This window comes from Sulfuritalea sp. (assembly GCF_031426875.1).
Lineage (GTDB): Bacteria > Pseudomonadota > Gammaproteobacteria > Burkholderiales > Rhodocyclaceae > Sulfuritalea.
Genome location: NZ_JASJPC010000016.1, coordinates 13,212 through 36,991, shown reverse-complemented (window position 1 = coordinate 36,991; position 23,780 = coordinate 13,212). Strand labels below are relative to the sequence as shown.

Below are 23,780 nucleotides of genomic sequence, written 5' to 3'. Positions count from 1 at the left end.
CGTCCTGCCCGAGAGGGGGCCGGGACACAACGAAACAGGGCGCGAAAAGCTTCGCGCCCTGCTGTTTGATTCCCCCGCAAGTGCCGTTTGGCCGGCAGCCTGAACCTGGGTTCAGAGTGGCCACGTTCCTGCCGCTTCAGGTTCGCTCACGAGGAGCGATCACAACAGCGGCGTCCTTGGTCTGCGGCCGATGCCAATGGGTATTGGTTCAAGGAATGTATGGCCTTGGCGAACACTGCAGGGGAAGCTCTGGGAAGCCAGGCAACTCATTCGCGAATCGACTGCGGGAACCGGCTCAGGCAACGATCAGAACAACTGTTCGTGCTGTGCCAGCGATTCGTCGAGCTTGGCTTCGATGAAATCGATTCTACGCTGAATCGATTCGCTTTCAAGCGTCGCCGCAAGATGTTCCGGAGTGCTCTGCATGGCGAGTAATTCGTGGGCCAGATTCAGCGCCACCATCACCGCCATGCGCTCGCCGGAGCCGCGTGCGCCGGTGGGCATCCTGTCGCCGGCTTCGTGCAACTTGGCGTCGAGCAGGGCCGCGGCGGCCAGCAGTTGGCTGCGTTCTTCGGGCTCGCAGGTGACGCGATAATCCTTGCCCAGCAGTTTGACTTCAAGGGATGCGCTCATTGGTCTGCCTTCCCCCCCTCCCCCGTCCCACTGCCGGCTTTGCACAGCCGGCCGGCTACGGCGGCGCGAAGCAGTGCTTCGCGAATTCCCGCCTCCGCCCCACGGAAGGGGGTGACAGCGGTTCGCCGCTGTGCGGCTCCATGTTTTGGCTGGCGCCCCTTCGGGCGGCCGTGCGGGGCGCTCATTCTTCCGGCAACCGTGTCATCAGGGTTTCGAGGCGTTCGCGGGTGGCGTCGATCTTCTTCGTCAGCGCCGCCTTTTCGGCCTCCAGGTTTGCGACGTGGGCACGCAGAAGCTGGTTCTCGCTGCGCAGGCTGCTGCACACGGCGACTATCTGGTCGACCTTGCGCTCAAGTTGATCGAGGGAAACGCTCATAGAGCGAGTTTCATGGAAAAGTGTAATCAGGTCAAGCAACAAGCTGCCGATCTGAATGTCGTTTGGAGGGCGTCGTAGGTAATTTACCCGGGTCTGGCAAAATGCGCCCATGCCCCTTGAAGTCTTCTCTGCGGCCAGCCTGCGTCGCGCGCTGGTGATCAAGCTGCGCCATCATGGCGACGTCCTGCTCGCCACACCGGTAATTTCCATGCTGCAGCGCATTGCGCCCCAATGCGAAGTCGATGCGCTGGTCTATGCCGACACCGCGCCCATGCTCGACGGCCACCCGGCGCTGGCGCAACTGCACCTGATCGACCGCAACTGGAAGCGGCAGGGCTTGCGGCGCCAGTCCGCCGCCGAGTGGCGGCTGATACAGGCTCTGCGGTCGCGGCATTACGATCTGGTCGTGCATCTTTCGGTGCATACGCGCGGCGCCTGGCTGGTGCGCCTGCTGCGGCCGCGCTGGTCGGTGGCGCCCAAGTTTCGCACCGGCTTCTGGGCCAAGAGTTTCACCCACCTCTACCCGGCGCAGTCGGACCCGCTGCGCCACACCGTGGAAACCAATCTCGACAGCCTGCGTGTGCTGGGAATGGAACCGGCCGCTGCCGACAAGCGCGTGATCATGGTGCCGGGGGCGGCGGCCGAAGCGCGCGTGGCGGCCTTGCTGGCCGCGCACGGACTGGCGGCGGGCGGCTTCATTCACGTCCATCCCGCATCACGCTGGGCCTTCAAATGCTGGCCCGCGGAGCGTGTAGCGGCCTTGTGCGATGCGCTGGCGGCCAAGGGCTGGCCCATCGTACTGAGCTCGGCGCCGGACGCGAGCGAGAAGGCGCTGATCGCCGAGGTAGCGGCGGCACGCGCCAGGAACGCCGGGGCACCAGCGCCAACTATCGACCTCTGCGGACAGCTCTCGCTCAAGGAGCTTGCGGCGCTGACGGCGCGGGCCAGGCTCTTTGTCGGCGTCGATTCGGCGCCGATGCACATCGCGGCGGCGATGGGCACGCCGGTGGTGGCGATCTTCGGCCCCTCGGGCGATCAGGAATGGGGGCCGTGGGATCACGTACACAGGGGCCATGTGGTCGTCGCCTCGAACACCCACCCCTGCCGTCCCTGCGGCATGGCCGGCTGCAACGACAGCAAGATCAGCGACTGCCTGACCACCTTGCCCGTGGCGCAGGTGCTGGCTGCCTGCGAGGAGTTGTTGTGCGCTTGAAGATCAAGACCATTAGCCACAGAGGACACAGAGTTCACAGAGAGAGACATCGGCATTCTATGGATGGATTCCGACCCTGGGTTCGGTCTTCCGCCTTTCACTCTGTGAACTCTGTGTCCTCTGTGGCAAGAAGCTTGTGCATCTCATGAAACTCGCCATCGTGCGCCAGAAGTACACACCCTTCGGCGGCGCCGAGCGCTTTGTCGAGCGCGCGTTGGCGGCGCTGAAGGCCAGGGGCGTCGATGTCTCCATCGTGGCGCGGGAATGGCGAGGCGATGCGGCGGGCGGCGTGCAATGCGTGCGCGTCGATCCCTTCTACCTCGGCCGCCGCTGGCGCGATGCCGGCTTTGCCCGCGGCGTGCAGCGCCTGATGGCGCAAGGGCGCTTCGACCTGGTGCAAAGTCACGAGCGCATTCCGGGCTGCGACATCTACCGCGCCGGCGACGGCGTCCATGCCACCTGGCTGGATCTGCGCAACAAGGCCTTCGACCGTTTTGCGCCCTGGCACCGCTACACGCTGGCGGCCGAAGCCGCGATGTTTCGCCATCCGAAGCTGCGCACGGTGATCTGCAATTCGCGCATGGTCAGGGACGACATCGCGCGCCGTTTCGGCGTCGCCGACGAGAAGCTGCAGGTGATCTACAGCGGCGTCGATCTGCAGGCCTTCCATCCGCGCCTGCGCGAGGAGCGGGGACTGGGCCTGCGCGAAAAATCCGGCGTCGCCGCGGCGACGCCGGTGCTGCTTTTCGTCGGTTCCGGCTATGAGCGCAAGGGGTTGCCGACCCTGCTGCGCGCGCTGGCCATGATGCGGCGGAACGACGCGCGGCTCTGGGTGATCGGCCGCGACAAGGACGAGATGCTGATGCGCAAGCTGGCGCAGACCCTGGGCATTGACGAGCGCGTGCTCTTCCTTGGCGCCCAGGTCGACGTCAAGCCCTTCTATGGCGCGGCCGACGTGTTCGCCTTGCCCACGCTCTACGATCCCTTCCCCAACGCCGCGCTGGAGGCGCTGGCCTGCGGTCTGCCGCTCGTCACCACCACCACCTGCGGCGCGGCGGAACTGGTCACGGCGGACAACGGCGCCGTGATCGATGCCGGCGACGTCACGGCCCTGGCGGCCAGCCTCGACAGCTTGTGCGGCCGTGCGCCGGCGATGCGCGACGCGGCGCGCGCCAGCGTCGCCCATCTCGAACTGGACGCGATGGCGGCGCAGTTGATGGGGCTTTATTCCCGTCTGGTCTGACGCCGGCCCCCGAAGGGAAAATCCCGGCGCGCAAAGCGCTCGGCGTCGGCCAGCACCGGCCGCAGGCGTTCGACGAAGGCAGCGAAGCTAAAGCGCTGCAGATGCTCTTGCGCCAACTCCGGTTGCGGCCGCGCCCGGCCCGCCAGCAGTTGGTCGAGCAGGCGGCCGAAATCCGCGCCGCCATCCTGGCGCGGATCGCGATAGAGAAAACCCGTCGCGCCGTCCACCACGGTCTCGGTGAAAGGCGGCGCATTCACCGCGATCACCGGCGTGCCGCAGGCCTGCGCCTCGATGATGTTGAGGCCCAGCGCCTCCTTTTCCGGCAGGCCGGAGAGCAGGTAGTCGAGTTCGCGATATATCGCCGCGACATTGCCCTGCTGGCCCCAGTAGCGCACCTGCCCGGCGCAGGGCCGCAGCGCCGCGTCGAGGTCGCGCACCGAGGCATAGCCGCCGCTGCCGAAGATTTCCAGATGCACCTGCGGGTGGCGCGCCAGCACCGGCGCCAGCTGTGCGAACAGCAGCGGAAACTGCTTGATCGGCGTCAGGCGCGAGACGATGCCCAGCGTCAGGCCCGTGCGCCGGACAAAGGGCGGATGCGGCCGCAGCGCCTCGATCAGCGGTTCGAGCGCGCCGAGCAGGCGGTCGCGCCCCTTGCGCCGGTCCCAGTCGTAGCGGCTGGCGCGGCGGATCGCACCGGCGCCGTCGCCGGCACGCGCACCCAGTTCGGCAACGCCGTAAAGCGGTTCGTTCCAGGCCGGCAGTCCGGCGGCCATGAGGCCGTCGCGCACCCAGGCCGAGACGGCGTAGATGCGGTCGTGATCGGCGAAGGCCGCCGGGTCGCGGCCCTGCACCGGCATGTGGGCGATCGCCGTGCGCAGCCGGCCCGGGATAGCGCCGCGCAGCGAGGCCGGCAGCGGGCCGTGCGAGAGCAGCCAGAGCGGCCCGGTCGGCAGGTGATGCGGCAGGTCGGCCGGATCGGCGACGGCGATGCGTTCGGTGTCGGCCGGCAAGCCGAGCCGGTCCCAGAAGCCGGCGCGCGGATGCACCAAGAGGCGCGTCGGCACGCCGAGCTGCGACAGCGCGCGGCAGAGGAAGGCGGTGTATACCTCGCCCCCGCCGAAGTGCGGCTGCAGGTTGATCTGGACGAGGTTCATAGGTCTGCCGCCGGGCCGCCCCAAGGCGGACCCGCCAAGAGTCTGCGAGCGTAGCGAGCCATAGTCACCCCTTCTCCCGGAGAAGGGGCGGGGGATAAGCTGTTAATGTTCCTGGTGCGGGCTTCATCGCCGCGATCAGCACGCCGCAGAGGAAGGCGAACAACCCCAGGCGCCAGCCGGACAGATGGCCGTCGAGCAGGCAGCGCAGCAGGTAGCCGCCGATCAGGAAACAGAACATCAGGCCGGCCGCGTCGCCATGCTGGCGGAATTGTCGCCAGCCGCCGCGCATGGCCAGCCCGGCGCTCAACAGCAGCAGGGCGAGGCCGGGCAGGCCGGCCGCCAGTGCGAAATCCAGCCAGCCGCTGTGGCTGCTGATCATGCCCTTGAATCCGTATTTCGCCTCGACCGCGCGGCCGAAACCGTCGCGGCCGTAGCCGAGGCCCAGCGGCCGTTCGACTATCGCCTGCACGGCCTGGTGTGCCCAGGCGGCGCGCAGGTAGGCCGAATCGTCGATGTCGGTGCCGGAAGCCGTCGTGGGCCGCAAGGCCTGGTCGCCGCTCAGCCAGTACATGCTCGGCGAATTCCAGCCGGCATCAAGGGATTCCTTCAATCCGCTCCAGCGCTTGTCGAGCGCCAAGGAGGTGCCGCCCAGCATGACCACGAAGACCAGCAACAGGACGAAGCGCGACCGGTGCCGCGCCATCCAGAGCGCCGCCAGCGACAGAAGGAGGGCGCTGACGAGGGTACCGTTGCGTACCCGCAGCACGACGTCGGCGAGCAGCACCAGGCCCAGCCCGATCCATGCCGGCCGGGCTGCAAAAAATCCGTCGCCGCCGCTATGGGCCGCCGTTCTTTCGCCGAGCAGCAAGGCCAGTAGAAACCCGGCAAGCGTGCTGTGATAGTCGCGTTCGCCGAAGGGCACGATGCCCTTCGATCCGTCTGCCACGGCGCCGGTGGCAAGCAGCAACCAGAGTTGCCAGCCGAACATCCAGAGCATATGTGCCAGCAGCGCCGCGATGACGGCGCGGATGGCCAGCCGAGCTTCCACGCGTGCCGCGGCGTAGGCTGCCAGGGCCGCCGTCAGCAGCGGCAGGACCCAGTCGCCGCGCAGGTTGTCCAGCGCAAGAGTTGGTGCTGGCGCCACGGCGATGGAATGCACGGCCAGCCAGGCCGTGGTCGCCACCAGCGCCCATGCCGCCGGTTTCAGCAGCGGCCGCCGCAGCGAACGGCGCGCGCCCCGCAGCGTGGCCAGCACCGCCAGCAGGCCGACCAGCAGCAACAGGTTGCGCAGGGCGATGGTATGCGGAATGGGAAAAACGAAGACCACGGCGGCCAGCCAGGCCTGCCAGAACCAGGTCATCGTTGGGGCGACGGAAATCACTTGCCGCTTCCCGCCAGCCAGGAGCGCAGCCAGTGCCGCGCGACCCGCCGGCGCTGCGCCGCATTCGCGGCATGGCGCCACAACAGGCCCATGAATTCGTCGCGGCGCAGGCGGCGCAAGGTGGCCGCCGCGGCGGCGCGGTCGGACATTTTCGGCAGCTTGTGGAACACCGACAGCGCACCGTCGACCAGGTGGTCGGCCAGCAGCCGGCGCAGTTCGGGATCGTCGTCAAGCCGGGCGCACATCGCCGCCAGTGCCTGGGCGTTGACCACGCTACTGTCCACGATGGCCTGCAGGCGGCGCTGACCCTGCTCGGGTGTGAAGCGGCGCAGTGGAATCCGGTAGTGCACGGCGGTGTGCCCGGTGTAGCGCACGCGCTGCGCTGCCAGCAGCGCACGAGTGGTCCAGATCACGTCTTCGTGGATCAGGCGCGGCACGAAACGGTACTGATGCGCCTCGATGAACTCGCGACGATAGAGGTGCATCCAGACCATGTGCAGCAAGCGCCCCGCGCGGAAGCGCCGGCGCAGCCACTCGCGACCGGCAATGACGTCGGTGGCGGGCACGTCGGCGTAGATCGCGTAGTCTGCCTGGCGGCCTTCGAAGTGGTAATTGGCGTTCAGCAGCACCATGTCGAGGTTTTCGTCCTCGGCCAGGCGCAACGCCTCGGCGTAGGCGTCGGGCGCGACGAAGTCGTCGGAATCGACGAAGGCCAAGTACCTGCCGCGCGCCGCATCGAGTCCGGTGTTGCGCGCCGCCGAGAGGCCGCCGTTCTCCTGACGGATCACGCGCATCTGCGGCAGGCGCGGCGCGAACTCGGCAAGGATGGCCGGGCAGTCGTCGGTCGAACCGTCGTCGACGACGATAATCTCGTCGGCCGGCGGGTTCAGCGCGGCGAGGCTTTCCAGGCAGCGCGGCAGGTAGGGCGCAACGTTGTACACCGGAACGACCAGCGAGAGCAGCGGCTGGTTCATGGCGTCGGTGCTCCGGCCATCGCTTCGGTCATCGCCCGGGGCAGGTGCTCCAGGGTGATGACCTCGACGTTTTCGGCCAGCGGGTAGCCATGGTCTACGGGTGCGACCACCCAGGCACGGTCGATCGCGAGGTCTTTCATGGCATGCCAGAAGCCCTTGGTCGGCTTCGGCGTCATCGAGTATTTCATTTCGAAGGCGAAGCGCCGGTCGCCCAGCGTCAGCACCAGGTCGATCTCGGCGCCGGCAGCGGTACGGAAGTAATTAAGTTCGGTGCCGGGCGGGGCGTGGGCCGCAATCTGTTCCACCACGAGACCTTCCCAGGAGGCGCCCAGAACTGGGTGGGCATGCAATGCGTTGCTGTCCGCAATGTTGAGCAAGGCATGGAGCAAGCCACAGTCGCGGATATAGATTTTCGGGGTTTTTACCAGGCGTTTGCCGAGATTGACGGCCAGGGGTTCCAGCCGGCGTACCAGCAGGGCATCGACCAGCAGATCGAGATAATGGGCGACGGTGGAATGACTTGCTCCGCCCAGGGACTGACCCAGTTGCGAGGCATTGAACTGTTGCGCGTGAACGTGAGCCAGCATGCGCCAGAAGCGGTGCAGTGTCGCCGCCGAGGTTCCCACGCCCAATTGCGGCAGATCGCGCTCGAGAAAGTTGCGGATGAAATCTTCGCGCCACAACATGGACAGGGCATCGCTGGGCGCGTCGAAGCTCGGCGGGAAACCGCCGCGCAACAGCAACTTGTGTACCGTGCGCGTCGTGGCCTGCACTTCGCTTGCAAGCAGCGGCGCCAGTTCCAGGTAGCCGACGCGACCCGCAAGCGATTCGGCGCTTTGCCGCAGCAGTTTGCCCGAGGCCGATCCCAGCATCAGAAAGCGTCCCGGCCGGCGCTCCTCGTCGATTTCCGGTCGCAGGGCGACGAAGAGGCCCGGCTGGTGTTGCACCTCGTCGAGGATTACCAGGCGCTGCCGGTTCTGGCGGAAGAAGAGTTCCGGCTCGGCCAGGGCGGCACGGTCGCCCGCCCGTTCAAGATCGAGGATCAGCGCGTCCGGGCGTGTCGCGGCAAGCGCTTTGGCGAGCGTCGTCTTCCCCGCCTGGCGCGGCCCCAGCAGGACCATGCCGGGGTAGAAATCGAGGCGTTCGCGAAGGACTTCCAGCAGGCGGCGGGGATAATTCATCCTTGTATTTTGATGTGTCAACAGTCAGATTGCAAGGATAACTATTGGATATGGCCGCGGCGGCCGTCATGCCAGGCGATTAGCGCGTGGTGCAGAGCGGTGGCCCGTTGAGCATAGGTATGCCGCGCCATGACATGGGCGTGGCAGCGCTCGGCCAGCTCGCGCGCGGCGGCGAAGTTCGCCAGCCAATGTTCGATGCGGGCCACGGCGTCGTCGAGTCCGTCGAACTCGGCCCAGTTCTCGCCGGGCGTGAAGTCGTCGCGGGCATGGGTGCGGCGGTCGCAAAGCAGGAAGCCGCCGCAGGCCGGGATGCCGTAGCAGCGTTCGGGCAGGCCCGAGGCCAGCGCCGCACCGTAGTCGCAGGAGGCGCCGAAGTTGAGGTTGATGCAGCTGGTCTGGATCAGCGCCACCTGTTCTTCGACGTTCATGCCGGCCGATTCGCGGAACAGGAAACGGATGCCGCGCGCCGTCAGCCGCTCGCCGAGTGCGGCGAAAAATTCCTGGCGCGCGCGCATCTCCTTGTAGCGGGCGCCGTCCATGGCGCCGAAGAAGCTGACGTCATAGTCATAGCGGCTCGGGTCGCGCAAGCTCTCCAGCGTCGCACCGTGGAGGTGGTAGCGGGTCGTGTCGGCGGCATTCGGCAGGTAGAGCGTGCTGTCAGCAAAGCTGCGCCGCGCATCGACCAGGCTGTGCGTGGCGTAAATGTCATAGAGGCGCGCACGGTCCAGCCAATCCAGGCGCCAGGCGGCGCGGTTCAGGTAATGCGGCGCATCCTGGTTCCAGACGAAGAGCGGTATGCCCTGGCGGCGCAGGAAGCGGCGCATGCCCCAGATCGTCAGCGGATGACGCAGGCCTTCGTAGAACCAGGTATAGGCGCCGAGGATGCGTTGCGGATCGCTGCGATCGGCGTCCTGCCAGCGTCGACTTTCGCGCAAGCTCAGGCCGCGTGCCGCCAGTTCGCGGCGCAGGGCCGGATGCAGGCTGCCGTGGGCGATCAGCAGGACATCCCTGACCGTCATGAACTACCCACCCCCCAACCCCCGTCCCGGGCGGCGGGGGTGACCGCGGTTCGCGGCTATGCCGCTCCAAATCGCTGGCTGCGCCGCCCTTGGGGTCCCCCGGGGGGACTTCCTGCGGGGCGCGGCCCATCGGCGGGCGGCGCTCATGCCGGCCTGTGGAAGAAGAACACGTTCTTGCGGATCAGCGAAAAATCCAGCGCGAAACCCTGCGCCACCAGCCCGGCGAACATCTGCGACAGCACGCGGTCGCCGAGCACGTCGGGATGGGTTTCGACGCAGATCTTTTGCACCGTCGCCAGATCGGCGCCGGCGAAGAACTCGGCTTCGCCACCCTCGATGTCCACGATCAGGAAGCTGGGCTTGACGCGCGCCAGTTCGGCGTTGAGGTCGAGCTGTTTGACGGTGATGGCGCGCCCGCCGGTGCGATGCGCCGACGAAGCCCAGAAGTCGTCTTCGAGATGGAATTCGCGCTCACCATCGCCCTTGGCCAGCAGCGCGTTGATCAGGGTCGGCGCGACGTCGTTCTTCGCATGGGTTTCGCGGATCAGCGGGATCAGTTCCGGGTTGGCTTCGTAGGCGAACACCTTGTTCGCGCCGCTGCGCTTGGCGCAGTAGGCCGACAGGAAGCCGAGCCCGGCGCCGACCTCGAACACCACGTCGTCGGCCGCCAGGCGCCGCGAGATGATCTCGATTTCCTTGGCCTCGTAGTCGCCCAGATAGATCTCGCGGGCGATGCCCGGCGAAACCAGCTTGTGCTTGACCGGCAGCATGACGCCGTGATTGTCTGCCCAATCGGGCTGACTGAAGCGCCAGGCGAGTTTCTTCAGCTTGCGTGCGGTGCGGCCGTTCTTGCGCATGGTCTATTCCCTGTATTTTTTGATCGTGGCCGGGACTCCGGCGACCACGGCATAAGCCGGCACGTCCTCGCGCACCACGGCACCGGCGGCCACCACGGCACCGTCGCCGATCGTGACCCCGGCGAGGATGATTGCATTGGCGCCGAGCCAGACATCGCGGCCGATGCGTATCGGCAAGGCGATCACCGGTTGCGAGCGTATCGTCGCGCCGCGCGCATGCCGGTGCTGGTAGGAGATGATGCGTACGCCGGGGCCGACCAGCGTGTCCTCGCCGATATCGACGCCGCCGGTGCCATTGACGATGCTGTGATTGTTGATCTCGACCCGGTCGCCCAGGCGCACGCCGCCGTTGCCGCCCTGGACATAGGCATAGCGGTTCAGCGTGACCTTGTCGCCGAGCTTGACGCCGGGGCTGCGCGAGGCATCGACCGAGGCGTCGGCGTGGATCTTGCAGCCGTGGCCGAGTTCGATGCGCTCATGGCCCTTGAGATAGGCGGAGAAGGACACGCGGTTGCCGGCGCGGCGCTGCTGCAGGATGAACATCAGATGCTTGAAGAGATTCAAGGTCAGCCTTCCAGCGGATGCGATTCGAGCCAGGCCAGCAGCACGGCGAAAGTGTACATCAGGCGTACATTCCCCCGCCCTTGCTGCGCTTCCTGCCACAAGGCGGCCAGCGGGCCGGCGGCCAGCCAGGGTGCGCGCGTCGCCGCCGCGGCGACCTGGGCTGCGCCCCAGTCGCGCCACGCGCCGGCGAAGTTGGCGCGCAGCGGCACCGAGAAGCCGTGTTTTTCGCGGTTCCAGACGCCTTCCGGCAGGTGCTTGCGCGCCAGCGCGCGCAGGACCGCCTTGCCGCCGCCGGCGTCGAAATGCACCGCGGCCGGCAGGCGCAGCATGCGGTCCTGGATCGCGTTGGCCAGCAGCGGCACGCGCACTTCCAGGCCGTGCGCCATGCTGGCGCGGTCGGTCTTGGCCAGGCAGTTTTCCGAGAGATAGGTCCACAGGTCGGCGCGCAGCAGCGCGCCGCGATCGTAGCCGCCGTGACGCGCGGCGAGCTCGCGCCAGAGTTCGAGGGTGCGCTCCGGGCGTGCGGCGCGAGCCACATCGGGCGCCAGATAGCGGCGCAGGTCCTTGCGGCTGCCCGGGTAATCGCCCAGCTCGACGCGGCGGTAGAGCAGCAGTTCGGGTCCGGCCAGCGCGCGTCGGCGCAGGCTGGCCGGCGCCAGACCGTGGCGCAGCAGCGCGCGCAGCAGGCGCTTGCCGGCGCTGTCGGGAAAGCGGTCGGCGCCGTCGAGAAAGCGCGGATAGCCGCCGAACAGTTCGTCGCCGCCGTCGCCCGAGAGCGCCACCGTGACATGTTGCCGCGTCAGCCGCGACAACGCCCAGGTCGGGATGTAGGCCGGATCGGCCAGCGGCTGGTCGAGGTCGGCCAGCGCCGCGGCCAGCGTGTCGGCGGTGAGTTCGGGGGCGTCGAGCACGTGGTGCTCGGTGGCGTATTTGTCGGCTACCGCACGGGCATGCGGGCTCTCGTCGAAGCCGGCTTCGGCGAAGCGCACGCTGAAGGTTTTCAATGGGGCGGCGCCGGCCTGCGCCATGTAATGCACCACCAGGCTACTGTCGATGCCGCCGGACAGGAAGGCGCCGAGCGGCACGTCGGCGACGAGCTGGTCCCTGATCGCCTGCGCCAGCAGGGCGTCAGTCTCGGCCACCAGCGCTTCGCGCTCGGGTGCTTTTTCCGATGCGTCGGGAATGGCCCACCACTGGCGCGGCGTCGCCCGCGCGCCGGGCATCCAACGCAGGCAGGCTCCCGGTGGCAGGGCATGGATGTCGCGCACCAGGGTACGCGGGGCCAACGGCGTCTGGAAGGCCAGATAGTCGCGCAGGCCTTCGGCATCGAGCTTTTTCGGAAAGGCCGCGAAGGCGAAGAAGGGTGCCAGGGTCGAGGCCGCGACGAGATTATTTCCTTGCTCGCCCCAGAACAGCGGCTTGATGCCGAGCCGGTCGCGGGCGAGGAAGACGCTGCCGTCGGCACGGTCGTGAATGGCGAAGGCGAACATGCCGTCGAGCTTGTGCAGCACGGCTTCGCCCCAGTGCCGGTAGCCGGTCAGCAGCACCTCGCTGTCGGAGCGCGTGGCGAAGGCGTGGCCGGCCGCTTCGAGTTCGCGCCGCAGCGCGGCGAAGTTGTAGATCTCGCCGTTGTAGACCATGGCCAGCCGGCCGTCGGCCGTGCTCATCGGCTGGCGTCCGCCGGCAATGTCGATCACCGCCAGCCGCGCGTGGCCGAGCAGGGCGTCGCCGTGGGCCAGGGTCTCGCGCGCATCGGGGCCGCGCGACTTGAGCGTTTCCAGCGCAGCCGCGAAATCGGCACGGAAGGAATCACCGGCGATGAGCAGGATGCCGCACATCAGCAGTGTCCTCGGCTTGCTTGGTCGGGGCGCAAGATCAGATCACCGCCAGGTGCCGCGCCTTCGCCCCGGCCACGGCCTTCAGCGGCACGGCGCGATCGAGCGTGACCAGGGTTCCGCCCTGTTCCACGGCCAGCGCCAGCAGATAGACATCGGTGACCTGGCGGCTGCCGAGCACCGCGTTCCAGGCGATGCGTTCGGCGTCGAGCAGGCTCACGGTGTCGGGCCAGAAGACGTGGTGCGGCGTGCCGGTGGCTTCGGCGAGGCGCGTCGCGATGGCGGCGGCGGGCAAGGGATTCGGATAGCCGGGCTGGGACATTATGCGAATACAGCCGTTCTGGGTCAGCGGACATGAGGCCCAGCCGGCCGCGATGTGGTCCTTGAGCCAGTCGCGCGCGCGGACGTGGTGCAGATGATCGCCGTCGAGCAGTGCGATCAGCACATTGACGTCGAGCAGGGCGCGCATCGAGGACAGGGCTCAGATGCCTTCTTCGTCGCGCAACTGGTCGACTTTTTCGTTGCTGACTACGCCGCCGCGGGAGGGGAAGGGCCGGAAGCCATAGATCGCTTCGGGCTCCTGAGCCGTGCCGGAGGTCGGTGCCGACTGGGTCAGGGCGCGCCGCGCAAGGTCCGAAATCACCCGTCCGGCGCTGGTATGGCTGCGCCGCGCCAGTTCCTTGGCGGCCGCCAGAACGTCGTCTTCGATGTCGAGGGTGGTGCGCATGGCTTGCTCCGATGGTTGATGCGGTGATGCTAGCGCATCAGATGCCTGCCGGCAAGAGAAATGCCGCTCACGCTTGACTCCACGCCAGACCTTCCCAGGCGTCCAGCGCCCGCTCCGCAGCGTAGGGCGCCAGCGCTGCGGCGACGGCTCCGGCGCCGGGTTTCGGCGCCGCCAGCGCGGCCCGCATCGCCGCCGCCAGCGCAGCCGCATCGCCGCAGGGCACCAGGCCTTGAGCCAGTTCGCCGACGAGGATCTCGCGCGGACCGGAGGGGCAATCGGTACTGACGACGCGCGTGCCGCAGGCCAGCGCCTCGATCAGCACATTGGGCAGGCCTTCGTGGTCGGAGCACAGCACCAGCATGTCGGCACCGGCCATCCAGGGATAGGGGTTGGCCTGAAAGTTGGCGCTGGCGACACGGCGTTGCAGGCCGTGCTGCGCGATCAATGCCGTCAGCCGCGCGTCGGGCGGCGTCAGCAGCACCAGCTGCTGCGGCAAATCGGCTTGCGCAAAGGCGGCGAGCAGCAGGTCGTGGCGCTTCTGCGCGGCGTAGCGGCCGACGTGAAGAATGTAGGGAGCGGCCGGCCGCGCCGTGCAGGGTTCGGCGGCCAGCGCGCGGATCGCGGCGAAGTTGAAGGGATTGGCGATCACGGTCACCCGAGCGGCATCGACGCCGAACCCGGTCCGCAGATCGTTCGCGACGCCCTGCGACACGGCGACCAGCCGCCGCGTGCCGTAAAGCGCGCGGTAACGCGCGGCGCGGCGCTGTGCCTTGGCCGCCGGCAGGCGCGCGATCTCGGCCGACAGCGTGTTGGCGATGCGGCAGACGTGGCGCGGGATGCCGGCCAGTGCCGCGACTTCGTCGGCGAAAGGCAGAGTCGACACCAGCAACTCGTGTGGATTCGATGCCAGCCAACGATTCAGGCGCCAGGCCAGGCGCCGCTTGCCCAGCCAGCCGTGGCCGGCGCGCGCGGCCAGCGCCTGGAAGCGGCAGCCGGCGGGCGGCGGGTATTTGCCGGCATCCTCGCAGACGATGAAATCCACTTCGTGGCCGCGCGCCGCCAGGCCGCTGGCTATCTTGGCCAGCGCCTTCTCGGCGCCGCCGCCGGCGAGGTTAGTGGTGAACAGCGCGAACCTCATGCGACACGAGTTTCCGTCGCGCGTTCCCCGAGCGCCTGCTGCACCGCGGCCCAGACGCGGTCCACCGTGATCTCGGCCATGTCCGCCTCGGGCGTGCAGCGGTCGGCCAGCGGGTGGTCGATCGCATACAGGCAGGGATGGTCGAGCGGCGCCAGCACGCGGCTCGGCGAATAGCCGTGGTAGAGCGCCACCATCGGCCGCTGCATGGCGCCCATCAGGTGCGTGGGTCCGGTATCGACGCCGACATAGAGGTCGACGCGGCTCATCAGCGCCGCGGTTTCGCGCAAGCTGAGCTTGCCGGCGCAGAGCGTGGCGCCGCCGCCGAGCTCGCTTGCCAGCGCTTCGGTGCGGCTCTTTTCAAGCTCGCCGCCGAAGATCAGGAAGTGCGCCTGCGGCCAGCGCCCGCGGATGCGCCGGCAGAGTTCGCTGAAGTGGCCGGGTGGCCAGTCGCGGTAGGCCTTGGTCGGGAAGCTCGCGACCTGCAGGCCGATCAGCGGATGTTTTTGTTCGGCGCCGTGCTTGGCCAGAAAACCCGCCGCCCATTGCGCCTCGTCGGCCGTGACGCGATAGCTTAGCGCCTTGCCGGCCGGCGCCGCGCCGACTGCGGCCGGCAGCATGAGCTGGATATCCACGGCGTGGGTGGCCTGCAGCGCCGGGTGCTCGACTGCTTTGTACAGTCGCGCGTTCAACGCCGCGTCGGGCTGGCGGAAGGCGACGACACGCCGCGCGACGCGCAGCGCGTACTCCACCAGCGGCGCGTCGAAATTACAGACGAAGGCCAGGTCGTAGGGCTTGCCCGCGAATGGATTCCCTACCCAGCCCATGAAGCGCGCGCGCTGCTTTTCGATGGTGCCGGTGCGATGGATGAAGGGCAAAAAGCGCAGCACTTCCTCGCGCTTCGGATGCGCCAGCAGATGGATGCGCGCCTGCGGCCAGCGCGCGGCGACGGCGCGCACGGCCGGCGTCACCAGCAGCGTGTCGCCGATGCGCGAGACATTGATGTAGAGGATGTCGCGCGGCTCGGGTAGCTCGGTTTCAGTCGCGCCGGACGAACTCATACAGGTAATCGGGAAAGGAAAATTCCGCCGGCTCCAGGCGCCAGCCGATCAGGCGCTTGACCAGCAGCGCCGCGGGCGAGAAGCGCTTGACCAGGTGGTAGGCGGCCAGCGCGATGCCGGCGCGGCGCGCCAGTTCCATGGCCAGCGTCGGCGTGATCCAGGCCACGTGGTCGAGGTTCACCACCATCACGCCCTCGCGCTTGAACTGGCGGAAAAACTTGCGCGAGAAGGGATTCGGCGTGGTCACGTAGAGGCTGCCGCCGGGGGCGAGGTGGCGCGCGGCGAATTTCAGCAGCAGCACGGCGTTGTCCACGTGCTCGACCACGTCGCCGATGAAGACCACGTCGAAGCGCTCGCCCATGTCCGTTTCGGACGTGGCGTCGACGCAGCGCACGTTGAAGCCGCGCTCGTTGAGCTCCTTGACCAACGGCTCCAGGATGTCGATGCCGACGCAGTAGCCGGCCGCCTTGTGGACGCGGCCATGGCGCCAGTCGGGCAGGTCGAAGTAGCGCGCGCTGTGCGACACCACGCCGATGTCGAGCACGCGCTTGTCACGCACCAGGCTTTCGATGTGGCCGAGCAGGTCGCTGTCGGTATGCACGCGCTGCGCGGTCCTCAGCCAGGCACGTACCGCGGCCTTGGCCTCGCGGTTGTTGGGGTCGTCGGACACCGTGGTCCAGTCGAGGGGCTTGCTCATGGTGTCGTGGCCTGGAGGAAGACGGATTCCATGCGGTCGAGCATGGTTTCCTTGGAAAAGTTGGCGCTGGCGCGCCGCCGCGCGCTCTCGCCGAGGCGCGTGGCGAACTCGCTGTCGTCGAGCAGGCGGGCGATGGCGCGCGCGAGTGCTGCGGCATCCTGCGGCGGCACCACCAGCGCCGTGTTGCCGGCGCTGACGGCTTCGAGGATGGCGCCGACCGGCGTCGTGACTATCGGCAGGGCGCAGAGCATGGCCTGCAGGATGGCCTGCGGCACGCCTTCGTTGGCGTAGGAGGGCAGGCAGAATATGTCGAGCGCCTGCAGCCAGTGTTCGGGGTCACTGCGCTGGCCGGCGAGCGTGACGTGCCCGCCCAGCTTCAGCGCGGCGATCTTGTCTTCGATCGGGCCACGCATCGGGCCTTCGCCGACGATCAGCAGATGCAGGTCGGGCCGGTTCAGGCTGGCGAAGGCATCGAGCAGGAACAGATGCCCCTTCCAGCTGCGCAGCGTGGCGACGATGCCGAGATAGCGGCGTGCCGGATCGAGGCCGAGGGCCAGCCGCGCCGAGGACTTGTCCGCCGAGCATTTGACGGGACTGAAGCGTTCGGTGTCGATGCCGGTGGGCACCGAGACCACGCGCCGCGGGTCGAGGGCTAGGGTCTCCAGCAGGTGGCGGCGCAGACTCTCTCCCGTGGTGACCACGCCCTTGGCCTGGCGGTAAAGCCAGCGGTTGGCGAAGTTGCCCGAGACCGGCGCCGAAATATGGCGGGTACGCACGATGGCCGGTGGCCCGCCGAGCGTGGCGCAGGCCAGTCCGGTCAGCCAGGAATCGGCCGAGCTGTGGGTGTTCACCACGTCGGGGCGTGTCGCGGCGAGATGGTGGCGCAGCGCCCTGAAGCCGGCGATGGTCTTGAACTCGAGCGGCAGCGCCACCACCGGCACGCCGAAACGCGGCGCCTCGGCCGTCATGCGGGCGTGGGCCGGACAGACGATGCTGACCTGATGGCCGCGCGCGATCAGTCCGCGCGACTCTTCGAGGATGCGGATTTCCTGGCCGCCCCAGCCACAGGAGGCTTCGGTGTGGAGAATTTTCACGCTGCCTCCGCCGGGCCGCCCCAAGGGGGCAGCAAGCCAATAACCGGAAGTCGCGAACGCGACTGAACCGTAGTCACCCCCTTTCCTGGAAAGGGGGTTGGGGGGAATGTCGTCATGAATTTTCGGCGAACTGCAGGCGGTAGAGGCCCGCGTACAAACCTCCGGCCGCCAGCAGTGCGGCGTGATTGCCGATCTCGGCAATGCGCCCCTGCGACAGCACCACGATGCGGTCGGCGCGCTCGACGGTGGAGAGGCGGTGGGCGATGACCAGCGTGGTGCGTCCGCGCATCAGTTCTTCGAGCGCTTCCTGCACGGCGCGCTCGGATTCGCTGTCGAGCGCCGAGGTGGCTTCGTCGAGGATCAGGATAGGCGCGTCCTTGAGGATAGCGCGGGCGATCGCGATGCGCTGGCGCTGGCCGCCGGAGAGCCGCGCGCCGTTCTCGCCGATCACGGTGTCGAAACCCTGCGGCATCGTGGCGATGAAATCCAGCGCATGCGCGGCGCGCGCGGCGGCCTCGATCTCTTCGCGGCCGGCGTCGCGCTTGCCGCCGTAGGCGATGTTGGCCGCCACCGTGTCGTCGAAGAGGAACACGTCCTGGCCGACATGGGCGATGTTGGCGCGCAAGCTGCCCAGCGTCAGCGTCTCGATGTCCTGGCCGTCGATGCGGATCTGGCCGCTGCCGGCGTGGTAGAAGCGCGGCACCAGATTGACCAGCGAGGTTTTGCCGCCGCCCGAGGGCCCGACCAGCGCCACGGTTTCACCGGGGCGGATGGCGAGGTCGATGCCGGTCAGCGCATCGCGCTCGGCACTTGCATAACGCAGGCCGACGGCGGCGAACCCGATCTCGCCGCGCGCGCGGCCCAGGGTGACCGTGCCGGCGTCGACCTCGGTCGTTTCGTCGAGCATGCGGAACACGCTCTCTGCCGCCGCCAGCCCGCGCTGCAGCGGCGCGTTGATGTCGGCCAGGTGCTTCAGCGGCGCCAGCAGCAGGAGCATCGCGGTGATGAAGGAAACAAAGCCGCCGATCGTGGTCTCATTGCTGGCCGACTGCTGCAGGGCGACATAGACCACGATGGCGAGGCCGACCGAGGCGAAGATCTGGGTGATCGGCGCCACCGCAGCGGCGGCGATCGCCTGGCGCATGCCGTAGCCGCGCAGCGCTTTGTTCACTTTGTCGAAGCGCGAAGTGGCGTGCTGTTCGCCGCCGAAGATCTTGACCACCTTGTGGCCGCGGATCGATTCCTGCAGCACTTCGTTCATCTGCGCCATGCCTTCCTGCGCCGAGAGCGATAGCCGCCGCAGGCGCTTGGAGAAGGCGCGCACCACCAGCGCGGTGAGCGGGATCACGGCCAGGCTGATCAGCGTCAGCTTCCAGTTCAGATACAGCAGCCAGCCGACGAGGCCGATCACGGAGAGCGTGTCGCGGATCAGCACGGTCAGCGTCGAGGTTGCCGCCGCGGCGACGCCATTCACGTCGTAGGCGATGCGCGTGGCCGGCACCGAGGAGGCGTGGGCGTCGAAGTAGCTCGCCGGCAGGCGCATCAGGCGCTCGAACATCAGCTGGCGCAGGTCGGTGATGACGCGGTTGGAAACCCAGGACATGCCGTAGGAGGCGAAAAATCCCGCCACGCCGCGCAGCACGAAAATGCCGACGATGGCCAGCGGCAGCCAGGCCAGCCAGCCCTGCTCGCCCTGGCCGAAACCCTTGTCCAGCAGCGGCTTCATCAGCGCCGGGAACAGCGGCTCGGTGGCGGCGGCGAGTGCCGTCGCCGCCAGCGTAAGGACGAAGCCCTTCCAGTGCGGGCGCACATGGCCGAGCAGACGCAGGTAGAGTTCGCGACTGCTGGTCACGGCTTCATTCCCGGCAAGGTCCACGGCGTCCAGCCGGTCACGGCCGTCATGCCGTCGGCAATGTCGAAGGGCTGTGCCGTGGTGCAGGCGACGAAGCCCGGAATCGTCGCATCGCCATAGAACTCGCGCAGTCGGCGCAGTCCGCGCAGGTCGTGGCTGTCGGGCCGCTCCTTGTACTTGCATTCGATGCCGAACAGGCGCTGCTGCCATTCCACCAGCAGATCGACTTCATGGCCGCCGGAATCGCGCCAGTACCAGAACGTCGCTTCCGGGTGCTGCCAGTGCCGCCAGCGCAGCCACTGGCCGATCACGTGGTTTTCCCACAAGGCGCCGCCGACATGTTCGGGCGGCGGCGCATCGTCGGTCAGCCCCATCAGGAAGGCGGCCAGGCCGGTATCGGTGAAATAGAGCTTGGGCGACTTGACCAGGCGCTTGCCCAGCGAGCGGTGGTAGGGCTCCAGCAGCAGGATCTGGTTCGAGGCCTGCAGCGCGCCGATCCACTCGCGCGCCGTGGTGGCGGAGATGCCGACGTCGCGGCCGAGGTCGGACATGTTGAGGGTTTGCGCGCAGCGCGCGGCGCAGGCGCGCAGGAAGCGTTCGAAGTCGCGCAGGCTGCCGACGCGCAGGATATTGCGCACGTCGCGTTCCAGGTAGGTGGCGAGATAGCCCTGGTACCAGCGTTCGCGCGAGACGGCCGGGTCGTTGTTCCACAGGCCCGGGTAGCCGCCGCGCAGCCAGAAACGCCCCCAGGTGCTGCCGGCGGCGGCCGGCGAGGCCAGCCATTCGGCGCCGGACAGGCCGAGAAAGGGAATCACCGCCGCGCGCCCGGCCAGGCTGTCGGAAATCTCCTGCATCAGTGCGTAGTTCTGCGAGCCGGTGAGCAGGAACAGGCCATTGGTATTGCGATGCGCGTCGACATAAGCCTTGATGTGGCGGAACAGCGCGGGGGCATACTGCACTTCGTCGATGATGACCGGGGGCGGGAAGCGCTGCAGGAACTCGGCCGGCCGCGTCTCGGCCATCTCGGCCTGGCTCGCGGTGTCGAGCGAGACATAGCGGAACTCGGGAAAGTCATGTTCCAGCAGGGAAGTCTTGCCAACCTGGCGCGGGCCGACCAGCGCCACCACGGGGAAGCTGGCGGTGAGCTGGCGCAGTTCGCCGGCAAGTATCCTTTTGATCCACATTTTGCAATTTTAAGGCGGCGGCGCGAAATTGCAAAGCCGACAGCGCGAAATCAATGGGCTGCATCCCAGTTGGCGCCGACCCCGACTTCCACCAGCAGCGGCACCTTGAGCTGCGCCACGCCGCCCATCAGCCTGGGCAAGGCTTCGCGCAGCGTGGCCAGTTCGTCGTCCGGCGCCTCGAACACCAGTTCGTCATGCACCTGCAGGATCAGCAGGGTCTGCAGCTTCTGCGCATCGAGCCAGCCCTGCACCGCCAGCATGGCGCGCTTGATCAGGTCGGCGGCGGTGCCCTGCATCGGTGCGTTGATTGCGGCGCGCTCGGCGCCCTGGCGGCGGCCGGCGTTGGAGGACTTGATCTCGGGCAGCCACAGGCGGCGGCCGAACACGGTTTCGACATAGCCCTTGTCGCGGGCGCCGGCGCGGGTCTCTTCCATGTAGCGGGCGACGCCCGGGTAACGCGCGAAGTAGCGGTCCATATAGGCCTGCGCCGCCGTGCGGTCGACGCCGATCTGTTTGGCCAGGCCGAAGGCGCTCATGCCGTAGATCAGGCCGAAATTGATCGCCTTGGCGGCGCGGCGTTGTTCATTGCTGACCTCGATCGGCGTCAGGCCGAAGACCTCGGCGGCCGTCGCGCGATGCACGTCCTCGCCCTGGGCGAAGGCTTCCAGCAGGCGCGGATCGTCGGAGAGGTGGGCCATGATGCGCAGCTCGATTTGCGAATAGTCGGCGCTGAGGATACGGTGGCCGGGCGGGGCGACGAAGGCCGAGCGGATGCGGCGGCCCTCCGGCGTGCGGATCGGGATGTTCTGCAGGTTGGGATCGGTCGAGGCCAGCCGCCCGGTGACGGCCGTGGCCTGGCCGAAGCTGGTATGGACCCGGCCGGTGGCCGCATTGATCATTTTCGGCAGCTTGTCGGTGTAGGTGTTCTTCAGCTTGGCGAAGCTGCGGTGTTCGAGGATCTTCTTCGGCAGCGGATAGTCCTCGGCGAGTTTTTCCAGCACTTCCTCGTCGGTCGAAGGCCCGCCCGAGGGCGTTTTCTTCACCACCGGCAGGCCTTGCTGGTTGAACAGGATTTCCGCGAGCTGCTTCGGCGAATTGAGGTTGAAGGGCTGGCCGGCCAGTTGCTGCGCCTCCGTCTCGAGCGCCATGATCTTGCGCCCGAGCTCGTCGCTTTGCTGCACCAGCGTCGCCGCGTCGATCAGCACGCCGTTGCGCTCGATCCTGAACAGCACCTCGGCGATCGGCAGTTCCAGCTCGCGGTAGAGGGTTTCGAGTTCCGGCTCGGCAGCGAGTTGCGGACGCAGCACCTGATGCACCCGCAGCGTGACGTCGGCATCCTCGGCGGCGTATTCGGCGGCGCGCGCGAGCTCGACCTGGGCGAAGGAAATCCGATTGGCGCCCTTGCCCGTGACGGCGTCGTAGCTGATCGTCGACAGGCCGCAATGCCGCGCCGCGAGCGCACCGAGGTCGTGCGTCTTGTCGGATTCCAGCACGTAGGACTGCAGCAGCGTGTCCTCGACGATGCCGCGCAATTGCACGCCGTGATTGGCGAAGACGTGGCGGTCGTACTTGAGGTGCTGGCCCAGCTTGCCGTGCTGCGGCGATTCCAGCCAGGGCCTGAGTTTTTCCAGCGTCGCGGCCAGCGGCAGCTGCGTTGGCGCGCCGGCGTAGCTGTGGCCCAGCGGCAGGTAGGCGGCATGGACCGTGTTACCAAAATTCGCACCCAAACTCGCGTCCGCGTCAGGGATGGCGAAGGAAATCCCCACCAGTCGCGCCTGCATCGGGTCGAGGTCGGTGGTCTCGGTGTCGAGCGAGACCAGCGGCGCGGCGTCGAGGCGCGCCAGCCAGGCGTCGAGCTGCGCCGCATCGAGGATGCATTCGTAGCCGCTGCGGTCGGGTTCGACGCTTGGCGCGGCCTCAAGAGTTGGCGCTGGCGTCACGGCGGTTCGGGAGCGGGTCGTCGGCGCCGGCGCTTCGCCCTTCAACTCACGCAGCCAGCCCTTGAATTCCAGCCGCGCATACAGCTCGGCGAGCTTCGCCGTATCCGGCACCAGCGGGGCCAGATCGGTCACCGCCTGCGCCAGCGGCAGGTCGCAGGCGACAGTGACCAGCTTGACGCCGAGCGGCAGGAAATCGAGGTGCTTCCTCAGGTTCTCGCCCACCGCGCCGCCGATCTCGCCGGCATGGGCGACGATCGCGTCGAGCGAACCCCAGACGTCCAGCCATTTGACCGCGGTCTTCGGCCCGACCTTGGCCACGCCGGGCACGTTGTCCACGGTATCGCCGACCAGCGCCAGGTAATCCACCATGCGTTCCGGCGGCACGCCGAACTTGGTTTTGACCCCGGCCGCGTCGAGCTTTTCGTTGTTCATGGTGTTGACCAGCGTGACGTGGCCGTTCACCAGTTGCGCCAGGTCCTTGTCGCCGGTCGAGATCACGCAGTCGATCCCGGCCTCCGCCGCCTGCCGCGACAGGGTGCCGATCACGTCGTCGGCCTCGACGCCGTCCACCATCAGGAGCGGCCAGCCGGCGGCGCGGATGCAGGCGTGCAGCGGCTCGATCTGCGCCACCAGATCCTCCGGCATCGAGGGCCGGTGCGCCTTGTACTCGGGGTACCAGTCGTCGCGGAAAGTCTTGCCCTTGGCATCGAACACCACGGCGCGATAATCTGACTTATAGTCGGCTTCGAGCACACGCAGCATCGACAGCACGCCACGGATCGCGCCGGTCGGTTCGCCTGCGCTGGTACGCAGATCGGGCAGGGCGTGAAATGCGCGATACAGATAAGACGAGCCGTCGACGAGCAGCAGCGTGGACATGGAGGAGTGATGCCAAATGAATGAGAAGGACAAACTACCCAAAACCCTGGGGCGCGAAACCAAGAGCCCCGGAACGACCCGGCTCGGTCCGGCCGGCTCAGGCGAGGCCTGGCGGGTGTTCGGCATTATGGCAGAGTTCGTCGAGGCGACCGAGCGCCTGGCGGCGGTGCGGCCGGCCGTGTCGATCTTCGGCAGCGCGCGCGTCGAGCGCGATTCGGAATGCTACCGCCTGACCGAAACCATCGCCCGGCAGCTCTCCGACGCGGGTTTCTCGGTGGTTTCCGGCGGCGGACCCGGCGTCATGGAGGCGGCCAACAAGGGTGCTTTCGAGGGCAAGAGCCTGTCCATCGGCCTCAACATCCAGTTGCCGCACGAGCAGCAAGCCAATCACTACCAGGACATTTCGCAAAGCTTCCGCCATTTTTTCGCGCGCAAGTACATGTTCGTCAAGGTCGCCGCCGCCTATGTCGTGATGCCCGGCGGCTTCGGCACGCTGGACGAGTTGCTCGAAGCCCTGACCCTGATCCAGACCGGGAAGAGTCCGCACATTCCGCTGATCCTGGTCGGTACCGAATTCTGGGCCGGCCTGCTCGACTGGTTTCGCACGCGGCTGGTGGCCGAGAAGATGATCGATCCCGGCGACATGAATCTGATCCAGGTGATCGACGAGCCCGAGGCGGTGGTCGCGGCGATCTTCGACCATTACGAGACACGCGGCTTCGGTCCGCTGCCGGAAGAGCACGAATTGCTGCTTAACCTTTGATAAACTGAACGGAATTCT

22 protein-coding genes and 1 other RNA gene are annotated in these 23,780 nt (G+C 67.7%); 3 read left to right on the top strand and 20 right to left on the bottom strand.

Annotated elements, in window-relative coordinates:
• Nucleotides 1-67: 67 nt before the first annotated feature.
• The 3 genes from ssrS to zapB form a co-directional block, all read right to left on the bottom strand.
• Nucleotides 68-247: non-coding RNA, 6S RNA (gene ssrS / locus RMO95_RS07290), on the bottom strand.
• A gap of 59 nt (nucleotides 248-306) precedes the next feature.
• Nucleotides 307-633, bottom strand: coding sequence for a cell division protein ZapA (locus tag RMO95_RS07285; RefSeq protein WP_310449945.1), 327 nt, complete (start codon nucleotides 631-633; stop codon nucleotides 307-309).
• A 181-nt stretch (nucleotides 634-814) separates the two neighbouring features.
• Nucleotides 815-1,009 carry a cell division protein ZapB gene (zapB, locus tag RMO95_RS07280; RefSeq protein ID WP_310449944.1) on the bottom strand — a complete coding sequence of 65 codons (195 nt, stop codon included), beginning with the start codon at nucleotides 1,007-1,009 and terminating at the stop codon, nucleotides 815-817.
• 109 nt (nucleotides 1,010-1,118) lie between these two features.
• On the opposite strand from zapB, the gene rfaQ reads away from it, so the two are divergent.
• Nucleotides 1,119-2,222 carry a putative lipopolysaccharide heptosyltransferase III gene (gene rfaQ / locus RMO95_RS07275; RefSeq protein ID WP_310449943.1) on the top strand — a complete coding sequence of 368 codons (1,104 nt, stop codon included), beginning with the start codon at nucleotides 1,119-1,121 and terminating at the stop codon, nucleotides 2,220-2,222.
• A gap of 145 nt (nucleotides 2,223-2,367) precedes the next feature.
• Nucleotides 2,368-3,465 carry a glycosyltransferase family 4 protein gene (locus RMO95_RS07270; RefSeq protein ID WP_310449942.1) on the top strand — a complete coding sequence of 366 codons (1,098 nt, stop codon included), beginning with the start codon at nucleotides 2,368-2,370 and terminating at the stop codon, nucleotides 3,463-3,465.
• On the opposite strand, the gene RMO95_RS07265 is transcribed toward RMO95_RS07270, so the two are convergent.
• From RMO95_RS07265 to polA, 17 genes are all read right to left on the bottom strand, one after another.
• The gene (locus RMO95_RS07265; RefSeq protein WP_310449941.1) at nucleotides 3,447-4,619 is read right to left on the bottom strand and encodes a glycosyltransferase family 4 protein; all 1,173 of its coding nucleotides are present in this window, start codon (nucleotides 4,617-4,619) and stop codon (nucleotides 3,447-3,449) included. The two genes, RMO95_RS07270 and RMO95_RS07265, sit on opposite strands and share 19 nt — an antisense overlap.
• Before the next feature lie 64 nt (nucleotides 4,620-4,683).
• Entirely contained in the window at nucleotides 4,684-6,000 is a 1,317-nt protein-coding gene (locus RMO95_RS07260) for an O-antigen ligase family protein (protein WP_310449940.1), read from the bottom strand.
• On the bottom strand, nucleotides 5,997-6,974 hold the full coding sequence (locus RMO95_RS07255) for a glycosyltransferase (RefSeq protein WP_310449939.1): 978 nt from the start codon (nucleotides 6,972-6,974) through the stop codon (nucleotides 5,997-5,999). Before RMO95_RS07255 ends, RMO95_RS07260 begins: the two co-directional genes overlap by 4 nt.
• On the bottom strand, nucleotides 6,971-8,155 hold the full coding sequence (locus tag RMO95_RS07250) for an ATP-binding protein (RefSeq protein ID WP_310449938.1): 1,185 nt from the start codon (nucleotides 8,153-8,155) through the stop codon (nucleotides 6,971-6,973). Before RMO95_RS07250 ends, RMO95_RS07255 begins: the two co-directional genes overlap by 4 nt.
• Before the next feature lie 41 nt (nucleotides 8,156-8,196).
• Complete coding sequence (locus tag RMO95_RS07245; protein ID WP_310449937.1) at nucleotides 8,197-9,174, bottom strand: glycosyltransferase; 978 nt, start codon at nucleotides 9,172-9,174, stop codon at nucleotides 8,197-8,199.
• A 143-nt stretch (nucleotides 9,175-9,317) separates the two neighbouring features.
• On the bottom strand, nucleotides 9,318-10,031 hold the full coding sequence (locus tag RMO95_RS07240) for an FkbM family methyltransferase (protein ID WP_310449936.1): 714 nt from the start codon (nucleotides 10,029-10,031) through the stop codon (nucleotides 9,318-9,320).
• 3 nt (nucleotides 10,032-10,034) lie between these two features.
• Nucleotides 10,035-10,595: an acyltransferase gene (locus tag RMO95_RS07235; RefSeq protein WP_310449935.1), complete on the bottom strand. Its 561-nt coding sequence runs from the start codon at nucleotides 10,593-10,595 to the stop codon at nucleotides 10,035-10,037.
• A gap of 2 nt (nucleotides 10,596-10,597) precedes the next feature.
• A complete protein-coding gene (gene asnB, locus RMO95_RS07230) occupies nucleotides 10,598-12,433 on the bottom strand; it encodes an asparagine synthase (glutamine-hydrolyzing) (RefSeq protein ID WP_310449934.1) in 1,836 nt (611 codons plus the stop codon).
• A gap of 37 nt (nucleotides 12,434-12,470) precedes the next feature.
• A complete protein-coding gene (locus tag RMO95_RS07225; RefSeq protein ID WP_310449933.1) occupies nucleotides 12,471-12,899 on the bottom strand; it encodes a TA system VapC family ribonuclease toxin in 429 nt (142 codons plus the stop codon).
• 12 nt (nucleotides 12,900-12,911) lie between these two features.
• A complete protein-coding gene (locus tag RMO95_RS07220) occupies nucleotides 12,912-13,157 on the bottom strand; it encodes a hypothetical protein (protein ID WP_310449932.1) in 246 nt (81 codons plus the stop codon).
• Between the two features lie 67 nt (nucleotides 13,158-13,224).
• Complete coding sequence (locus tag RMO95_RS07215) at nucleotides 13,225-14,295, bottom strand: glycosyltransferase (protein ID WP_310449931.1); 1,071 nt, start codon at nucleotides 14,293-14,295, stop codon at nucleotides 13,225-13,227.
• Nucleotides 14,292-15,353 (bottom strand): glycosyltransferase family 9 protein, encoded by a 1,062-nt coding sequence (locus RMO95_RS07210; protein WP_310449930.1) that lies wholly within the window; start codon nucleotides 15,351-15,353, stop codon nucleotides 14,292-14,294. The genes RMO95_RS07215 and RMO95_RS07210 overlap by 4 nt, the downstream gene beginning before the upstream one ends.
• A complete protein-coding gene (locus RMO95_RS07205) occupies nucleotides 15,331-16,050 on the bottom strand; it encodes a class I SAM-dependent methyltransferase (RefSeq protein ID WP_310449929.1) in 720 nt (239 codons plus the stop codon). The genes RMO95_RS07210 and RMO95_RS07205 overlap by 23 nt, the downstream gene beginning before the upstream one ends.
• Nucleotides 16,047-17,144, bottom strand: a complete 1,098-nt coding sequence (locus RMO95_RS07200; RefSeq protein WP_310449928.1) for a glycosyltransferase family 4 protein — start codon at nucleotides 17,142-17,144, stop codon at nucleotides 16,047-16,049. The genes RMO95_RS07205 and RMO95_RS07200 overlap by 4 nt, the downstream gene beginning before the upstream one ends.
• A gap of 112 nt (nucleotides 17,145-17,256) precedes the next feature.
• Nucleotides 17,257-18,996: a lipid A export permease/ATP-binding protein MsbA gene (gene msbA, locus RMO95_RS07195; protein WP_310449927.1), complete on the bottom strand. Its 1,740-nt coding sequence runs from the start codon at nucleotides 18,994-18,996 to the stop codon at nucleotides 17,257-17,259.
• A complete protein-coding gene (locus tag RMO95_RS07190; RefSeq protein ID WP_310449926.1) occupies nucleotides 18,993-20,180 on the bottom strand; it encodes an ATP-binding protein in 1,188 nt (395 codons plus the stop codon). Before RMO95_RS07190 ends, msbA begins: the two co-directional genes overlap by 4 nt.
• 50 nt (nucleotides 20,181-20,230) lie before the next feature.
• Nucleotides 20,231-22,999: a DNA polymerase I gene (gene polA / locus RMO95_RS07185; RefSeq protein ID WP_310449925.1), complete on the bottom strand. Its 2,769-nt coding sequence runs from the start codon at nucleotides 22,997-22,999 to the stop codon at nucleotides 20,231-20,233.
• Between the two features lie 16 nt (nucleotides 23,000-23,015).
• Between polA and RMO95_RS07180 the strand changes: the two genes are divergently transcribed.
• Nucleotides 23,016-23,762 (top strand): TIGR00730 family Rossman fold protein, encoded by a 747-nt coding sequence (locus RMO95_RS07180; RefSeq protein WP_310449924.1) that lies wholly within the window; start codon nucleotides 23,016-23,018, stop codon nucleotides 23,760-23,762.
• Nucleotides 23,763-23,780 lie beyond the last annotated feature (18 nt).

Coding starts and splice junctions, on each gene's coding strand:
- RMO95_RS07285 (WP_310449945.1), bottom strand. CDS start 633: ATGAGCGCATCCCTTGAAGTCAAACTGCTGGGCAAGGATTATCGCGTC.
- zapB (WP_310449944.1), bottom strand. CDS start 1,009: ATGAGCGTTTCCCTCGATCAACTTGAGCGCAAGGTCGACCAGATAGTC.
- rfaQ (WP_310449943.1), top strand. CDS start 1,119: ATGCCCCTTGAAGTCTTCTCTGCGGCCAGCCTGCGTCGCGCGCTGGTG.
- RMO95_RS07270 (WP_310449942.1), top strand. CDS start 2,368: ATGAAACTCGCCATCGTGCGCCAGAAGTACACACCCTTCGGCGGCGCC.
- RMO95_RS07265 (WP_310449941.1), bottom strand. CDS start 4,619: ATGAACCTCGTCCAGATCAACCTGCAGCCGCACTTCGGCGGGGGCGAG.
- RMO95_RS07255 (WP_310449939.1), bottom strand. CDS start 6,974: ATGAACCAGCCGCTGCTCTCGCTGGTCGTTCCGGTGTACAACGTTGCG.
- RMO95_RS07250 (WP_310449938.1), bottom strand. CDS start 8,155: ATGAATTATCCCCGCCGCCTGCTGGAAGTCCTTCGCGAACGCCTCGAT.
- RMO95_RS07245 (WP_310449937.1), bottom strand. CDS start 9,174: ATGACGGTCAGGGATGTCCTGCTGATCGCCCACGGCAGCCTGCATCCG.
- RMO95_RS07240 (WP_310449936.1), bottom strand. CDS start 10,031: ATGCGCAAGAACGGCCGCACCGCACGCAAGCTGAAGAAACTCGCCTGG.
- asnB (WP_310449934.1), bottom strand. CDS start 12,433: ATGTGCGGCATCCTGCTCATCGCCGGTGATTCCTTCCGTGCCGATTTC.
- RMO95_RS07225 (WP_310449933.1), bottom strand. CDS start 12,899: ATGCGCGCCCTGCTCGACGTCAATGTGCTGATCGCACTGCTCGACGGC.
- RMO95_RS07220 (WP_310449932.1), bottom strand. CDS start 13,157: ATGCGCACCACCCTCGACATCGAAGACGACGTTCTGGCGGCCGCCAAG.
- RMO95_RS07215 (WP_310449931.1), bottom strand. CDS start 14,295: ATGAGGTTCGCGCTGTTCACCACTAACCTCGCCGGCGGCGGCGCCGAG.
- RMO95_RS07210 (WP_310449930.1), bottom strand. CDS start 15,353: ATGAGTTCGTCCGGCGCGACTGAAACCGAGCTACCCGAGCCGCGCGAC.
- RMO95_RS07205 (WP_310449929.1), bottom strand. CDS start 16,050: ATGAGCAAGCCCCTCGACTGGACCACGGTGTCCGACGACCCCAACAAC.
- RMO95_RS07190 (WP_310449926.1), bottom strand. CDS start 20,180: ATGTGGATCAAAAGGATACTTGCCGGCGAACTGCGCCAGCTCACCGCC.
- polA (WP_310449925.1), bottom strand. CDS start 22,999: ATGTCCACGCTGCTGCTCGTCGACGGCTCGTCTTATCTGTATCGCGCA.
- RMO95_RS07180 (WP_310449924.1), top strand. CDS start 23,016: ATGAATGAGAAGGACAAACTACCCAAAACCCTGGGGCGCGAAACCAAG.